We start from the raw sequence: 6,434 nt of genomic DNA, 5'->3' as shown, positions 1-6,434 counted from the left end.
CGTCGATGGTATTGCCCCGTTTTTTTTGCTTTGCACGGTTCCCCGCGGCGCTTGTGCGTTCATCAGGGGTGGCTCTTCTTACGAATCGGCGCCTCAATAGTCAATAAAAATTGTAGAACGATTTTTTATGGGATGCGGTTGCGTCGCGACCTGTCAGGTACACGCTCATCTCTGTTTCACCCGGACCCCGGGATCCTCGGCTCTTTAAACCCTAATTTTAAAAAAGCATCGGCCCTTTTAAAGGAAAAAGGGCCGATTGGTTTTCACGCTGCAGGTGGCCGTCAGGCGACTTCGCTGTATTCGGCATCCACCACGTCGTCTTCTTTCTGTGCCGATGGGCCGGGGTCGTCCGGGCCCTCCCCGGCATGTCCGGCGCCGGCCGCTCCCTGGTAGGCAGACGCAGCCAGTTTGTGGGCGGCCTGGGTCAGAGACTCGGTCATACGGCGAATTTCGGCGGTGTTGTCTCCGCCGACCGCGCTTTTGAGTTGTCCGATGAGTCCCTCTATCTCCAGTCGCGTTGCCGGCTCCACGTTTTGACCCATTTCGGACATTGATTTCTCGGTACTGTAAATCAGGGCCTCGGCTTGGTTCCTGGCATCTACCAGTTCCTTTTTATTCCGGTCTTCATCGGCGTGCAGTTCGGCGTCGCGCACCAGGCGGTCAATTTCATCCTGAGACAGGCCCGAGGAGGCGGTGATCCTGATGGACTGCTCCCTGCCGGTAGCCTGGTCGCGTGCGGAGACGTCGACAATGCCGTTGGCGTCGATGTCAAACGTGACCTCTATTTGCGGTGTTCCGCGGGGGGCCGGGGCGATGCCCGTCAATTCAAAACGGCCCAGGCTCTTGTTGTCCGCGGCCATTTCCCTTTCTCCCTGCAGCACGTGGACGGTCACTGCCGGTTGACTGTCTTCGGCGGTGGTGAAGACCTGGCTTTTCTTGGCCGGTATGGTGGTGTTTTTTTCGATCAGCTGGGTCATGACGCCGCCCAGGGTTTCGATGCCCAGAGACAAGGGGGTGACATCCAAAAGCAGCACGTCCTTCACGTCTCCCTTGAGGACGGCTCCCTGTATGGCGGCCCCCAGGGCCACGACTTCGTCCGGATTGACGCCCTTGTTGGGCTCGCGGCCGAAGATTTCCCTGACCTTGCTCTGAACGGCCGGCATACGGGTCATCCCGCCGACCATGATGATTTCATCCACATCGCCCATGGAGAGGCCGGCGTCCTGCATGGCCGTGCGGCAGGGACCCGCCAACCGTTCCAGCAGGTCGTCCACCAGTGCTTCCAGTTTTGCCCGCGTTATCCTGATGTTGAGGTGCTTGGGGCCGCCGGCATCCGCCGTGACAAAAGGCAGGTTGACATCGGTTTCCATTGAAGTGGAAAGCTCCATCTTTGCCTTTTCCGCGGCTTCCTTCAGCCGCTGCAGAGCCATGTTGTCCCTTCGCAGGTCGATCCCCTGTTCCTTCTTGAATTCATCGGCGATGTAGTCGATGAGACGCAGGTCGAAATCCTCGCCGCCCAGGTGGGTGTCGCCGTTGGTGGCCTTTACCTCGAACACGCCGTCGCCGATCTCCAGGATGGAGATGTCGAAGGTTCCGCCGCCAAGGTCGAAGACGGCGATTTTTTCCTCGGACTTTTTGTCCATGCCGTAGGCCAGTGACGCAGCCGTGGGTTCGTTGATGATCCTGAGTACGTTCAAACCGGCAATCCTGCCGGCATCTTTGGTGGCCTGCCGCTGGCTGTCGCTGAAATAGGCGGGCACCGTTATGACGGCATCCGACACTTTTTCGCCCAGATACGCTTCGGCGGACTTTTTGAGGTCCGCCAGGACGAAAGAGGATATTTCCGCCGGGCTGTAGTGCTTGCCCCTGATGCCGATTTGTACATCGCCGTTGGGGGCTTTTTCGATGCGATAGGGCAGGTTGCGGACGTCGCGCTGCACCTCGGGGGCATCGAACCGGCGGCCGATCAGACGCTTTACCCCGAAGACGGTGTTTTCCGGGTTGGTGACGGCCTGTCGTTTGGCGATTTGCCCCACCAGGCGCTCTCCCTTGTCCGAAATGGCCACGATGGAGGGGGTTGTCCGGTTTCCTTCCAGATTGTTGATGATTTTTGCCTCTCCGCCTTCCATGATGGAGAGACATGAATTGGTTGTTCCCAGATCGATTCCGATAATCTTGTTCATTGTGTTCCTCCCGATAGTGGGGCAGCGATCCTTAAAAAAGGACCAATGCTCCGTTTTTTTTCAATATGTTTTAACACTTATCCTTACGCTACCAAAGCTAATCATGGACATTAACTTGTCAATAAAAACAGAAATAAAAATATTATTATTTATTTATTAGGCTATAAAGTAATATAATATTGCGGGAAGCAGATCGGAGAAAGCATCCGTTTGACAAGGTGGGGAAAAAGGGCCCAAGGGGCCGCGGATTCAAGGCTTCAAGTGGTCGCAATAGGCGTTTTGGCGATCGTTTCTGCACTCAGACCTCAGCACCCAATAGTCTGTGTACAATAATCCTGGCCTCCGGCTTCTGAGGTTGACGCCGGCTGGTAAATGTCGTAGGAAATAATGAGCATATACTCCAAACATAAGGGGGCAAAAATGGCACACACACTTCAGGAAATCGACCGGGTGGAAATTTTGACGCTTCAGGACAATTACATCGACATTGTGGCTAGTGACAACTCGGCGGTGATTCAGCGGGGCATGGCCTTGAAAGACGGTGAGGTCAAGAGCAGCATTCTGGCCGAGCATGGGTTTTCGGCCCTGGTGACGGTCACCAGGGGGGAGACCTCCAAAAGCATGCTGTTTGATTTCGGTTTTTCCGAAGACGGGGCGGCACGCAACGCAGAAGCCCTGGACGCCGATTTGTCCCGGGTGGAAATTTCAGCCCTTTCTCACGGCCACCTGGACCATGTCGGAGGCATCGAAAAGCTGGTGGGTATGACCGGCAAAAAGCCGCTGGATCTGGTGCTCCACCCCTGGTCGTTCGTCAACCCGCGCTTCTTAAAAATAACGGAGGAATTCAAGGTTTATTTCCCGCCCTTCACCCGGGAAAGAGCCGAAAAAGCCGGGGCGAACGTCATCGAGTCCGAAGGCCCCCTCACCCTGCTCGACGACCGGGTGATGTTTCTGGGAAAGATCGAACGGGTGACGGACTTTGAAAAAGGAGCGGCCAATCTGTGCTGCCGTCACGATGGTCAAGAAATGTCAGACCCGTTTCACGATGACACCGGCCTGGCCTTCAACGTAAAGGGAAAAGGCCTGGTCGTCCTGTCGGGTTGTGCGCACGCCGGCATCGTGAACACGGTCAGACACGCTCAGAAGGTCACCGGTATCGAAGATGTTTTCGCCGTAATGGGCGGGTTCCACCTGTCGGGGGCCGATTTCGAGAGCGTGATCGTACCTACGACCGACAATTTGAAATCCCTCGACCCCGATTACATCGTGCCCACCCACTGTACCGGCAGGGACGCGGCCATTTACATAGAAAAGGAGATGGCCGGCCAGTTCATCCTCAACATGGCCGGTACAAAGCTCACTTTTGCGGCTTGACACCTTTCCCATTGATGTTTAGTTTTGCGTGGTCAAATGGGCCTGCATGCAGGCCCATTGCAAAACAACATCGTGGCAAAGGAGCAAGCCAATGAAAATCGCTTTCCCGACACAGGAAAAAAATGACAGGCAGAGCCGGGTGCACAACCATTTCGGCTCCGCGCCATATTTCGTCATTGTGGATACCGACGCGGAACTATCCCGTACCATAGACAATCGGAACCTCGAACATACGCACGGCAACTGCCAGCCCCTGGTCGCTCTGGGCAACACGGAAGTGGATGCCGTCGTCGTTGGCGGCATCGGCGGGGGCGCGTTGCGCAAACTGTTGAATGCGGGGATCAAGGCCTACCGGGCCGTGGAGGGCACCGTTCTGGACAACCTGGTGCTGGTCAACGATGGAAAACTGCCTGAATTCAGCAAAGACCATACCTGTCAGGGGCATCAAGACGGTATCGGGGAGTGCGTTCATTAACGCGGAAGGAAACCGGCAACATCTGCTGCCACTGCACGCGTAATCGGGGAAAGGGTAAAATGAGCCAGTACACAACCATCGAAAACAGCCAGACCGAAAACATCCGGAAGATGCTGGCCGAAGCAGGATACTCGCAGCAAGCCATCACGTACTATATTGAAAAGCCGTATATGGGTTCGATCCCGAACGCAGAGGTAAAATCCGAGATGACGGGCACCTGCGGCGACACCATGGGCGTTTACATAAAAATGAATAACGGCACCATTGACGATGCCAAGTATGAAGTCCTTGGTTGCGCCGGGGCCGTATCGGCTGCCATGGCGGCCGTGGACCTGATCAAGGGGAAAAGCCTTGAATTTGCCCGCAGCATCGATGACGGCGACATCTTCAAGGTGCTTGAAGAGATACCGGTGAAAAAGCATCACTGTATCCAATTGGCCGTGAAAACCCTGCACAAGGCTATCGATGAATATAACAACGGGTCCCACTGAGCCTGTTGACAACCCTTTTCTTCCAGCAAGGACCATAACCATGCCGCTCTACGAGTATCTTTGTCGAGATTGTGGCGCCACGCTAGAAGTACTGGTCGCGGGAAACGCCGACAGGCCGTCCTGCAAGGCGTGCGGCAGTCAAAACCTGAAAAAGCTTCTTTCGGCCCCCTCCTCCATGTCCGGACCGGCAAAGACGCGTATGCCCGGACCGGGGGATACCGCCTGCTGCGGAACGTCTCCCGATCAGGCCTCCTGTGCCGGCCCCGGCAGCTGCTGCGGCAGGGGCTCTTTTTAGAGGCGTTCGACAGCCATAGCGGCTGTCACCCGCATCTTTCGATACGAAGCGACACAACAAGGGGAGAAAAGTGATCGAACTCCGGACAAGCATTCTGGCAGATGGGCTGTTGTTTCCTGAAGGGCCCCGGTGGCATGACGGCAGATTGTGGTTTTCCGACATGCACGCCCGCCGGGTCATGACCGTGGATCATGACGGCAACCTCGAAACCATCGTATCCGTACCCGGAAGCCCTTCGGGCCTGGGCTGGCTGCCGGATGGACGCCTGCTGGTCGTATCGATGACGGACAGGCGTCTGCTTCGGTTGGATGAGAAGGGGCTTGCGCTGGTGGCCGACCTTTTCGATCTGGCGACGTACCATTGCAACGATATGGTGGTGGACAACAGCGGGCGTGCCTACATCGGCAATTTCGGCTTTGAGCCGGGCCGCCCTCAGGATTTGACCCCCGCGGAGATCGTCATGGTGTCCCCGGATGGGAAGGCCTCCGTTGTTGCCGAGGACCTTCTTTTTCCCAACGGCATGGTGATATCCCCCGAAGGAAACACACTGATCGTCGCGGAGACATACGGGCACCGCCTGACCGCATTCGACATCCAGGCAGACGGCTCTCTGTCAAACAGACGGATATGGGCGCGCCTGGACGAATATTACCCGGACGGCATCTGCCTGGATGCGGAGGGAGGCGTATGGACGGCATCACCGGTTGGCCACGCCGGGGCCCTGAGGGTGACGGAAGGCGGCGATATCACCCACCGCGTGGCGGTCGAATCCAACGCCTATGCATGCATGCTGGGGGGCGACGACCGGCGGACGCTGTTTGTTTTGACGGCCGGACATTTCGACCCCATGAAGAAGGCCGACGCGCGCATAGAAGTCGTTGCGGTCGAGACACCCGGTGCCGGCCTTCCCTGAGAACGCCCGGTGCGGGCTGGGCCGATTTGTCGACAATCCACTCTCCGGCAATGCGTGCGTACATGCGGCATTAGAGATGCATTGCCAATTTATTCAATTTATGATAACAGGAAACTCCAGAGATAACTCCAAAAAGAGTGGGCACAGTGAACGACAGCGATGAAAATCAACCTTTGAGAGACAGACGGTCGGAAGAACGCAAACCACCTGAAAAGTATTACAGTGTGCAGTTCGCCGTCAAAGACCTTGGCTATTACTATCAGTTCAAGATTTGGGATGTTTCTTCCAAGGGGATGTGCATTTTGGTGGGTGAAGATTCTTCGGTGGTGAAATATCTCACCGTTGGGGATGTCATCAAGATGCAGTACTACCTGTCCGATGCGATAGGATCCACGGAGGAGTTTGAAACGGAAATCAGCCACATCACGAAAAGCGAACAGGGAAAATTCAAGGGCCACTACCTGGTGGGCCTGTCTATTCTGATCCCTGGCGAATCCCAATAGCACGCCCGTGCCGGCTTGTCTGTCACCGTAACACCGAGGCCGGACCGATTCCCATCTTTTTTTAAAAAATAAACGATTTGAACACTCCCCGCAGCAAGCGTAAGGGGAATCTTCTATGATTCGCTCGCTTACCCTGCAGCAAGCTGCAGGGAATGCGCTCGCTATCTCGGTTCAAGCAGGAACCGGACCATCACGACCCC

7 protein-coding genes are annotated in these 6,434 nt (G+C 56.0%); 6 read left to right on the top strand and 1 reads right to left on the bottom strand.

Annotated features, from left to right (window positions below; all coding sequences use genetic code 11):
* Positions 1 to 281: 281 nt before the first annotated feature.
* On the bottom strand, positions 282 to 2,183 hold the full coding sequence (gene dnaK, locus LJE94_12000) for a molecular chaperone DnaK (GenBank protein MCG6910832.1): 1,902 nt from the start codon (positions 2,181 to 2,183) through the stop codon (positions 282 to 284).
* Between the two features lie 420 nt (positions 2,184 to 2,603).
* Between dnaK and LJE94_11995 the strand changes: the two genes are divergently transcribed.
* The 6 genes from LJE94_11995 to LJE94_11970 all read left to right on the top strand — a co-directional run bounded on the left by LJE94_11995 (position 2,604) and on the right by LJE94_11970 (position 6,234).
* Entirely contained in the window at positions 2,604 to 3,557 is a 954-nt protein-coding gene (locus tag LJE94_11995) for an MBL fold metallo-hydrolase (protein ID MCG6910831.1), read from the top strand.
* Positions 3,558 to 3,648: 91 nt separating this feature from the next.
* Positions 3,649 to 4,032: a diguanylate cyclase gene (locus LJE94_11990; GenBank protein MCG6910830.1), complete on the top strand. Its 384-nt coding sequence runs from the start codon at positions 3,649 to 3,651 to the stop codon at positions 4,030 to 4,032.
* A 59-nt stretch (positions 4,033 to 4,091) separates the two neighbouring features.
* Complete coding sequence (locus tag LJE94_11985) at positions 4,092 to 4,523, top strand: iron-sulfur cluster assembly scaffold protein (GenBank protein ID MCG6910829.1); 432 nt, start codon at positions 4,092 to 4,094, stop codon at positions 4,521 to 4,523.
* A gap of 40 nt (positions 4,524 to 4,563) precedes the next feature.
* A complete protein-coding gene (locus LJE94_11980; protein ID MCG6910828.1) occupies positions 4,564 to 4,818 on the top strand; it encodes a zinc ribbon domain-containing protein in 255 nt (84 codons plus the stop codon).
* A 73-nt stretch (positions 4,819 to 4,891) separates the two neighbouring features.
* Positions 4,892 to 5,731: an SMP-30/gluconolactonase/LRE family protein gene (locus LJE94_11975; GenBank protein MCG6910827.1), complete on the top strand. Its 840-nt coding sequence runs from the start codon at positions 4,892 to 4,894 to the stop codon at positions 5,729 to 5,731.
* Between the two features lie 146 nt (positions 5,732 to 5,877).
* On the top strand, positions 5,878 to 6,234 hold the full coding sequence (locus tag LJE94_11970) for a hypothetical protein (protein MCG6910826.1): 357 nt from the start codon (positions 5,878 to 5,880) through the stop codon (positions 6,232 to 6,234).
* Positions 6,235 to 6,434 lie beyond the last annotated feature (200 nt).

The sequence above is a fragment of the Deltaproteobacteria bacterium genome (assembly GCA_022340465.1).
In the GTDB taxonomy this organism is placed as follows: Bacteria; Desulfobacterota; Desulfobacteria; order Desulfobacterales; family B30-G6; genus JAJDNW01.
The sequence above is the reverse complement of the archived record's forward strand: the minus strand, read 5'-3'. Positions and strand labels throughout refer to the sequence as shown.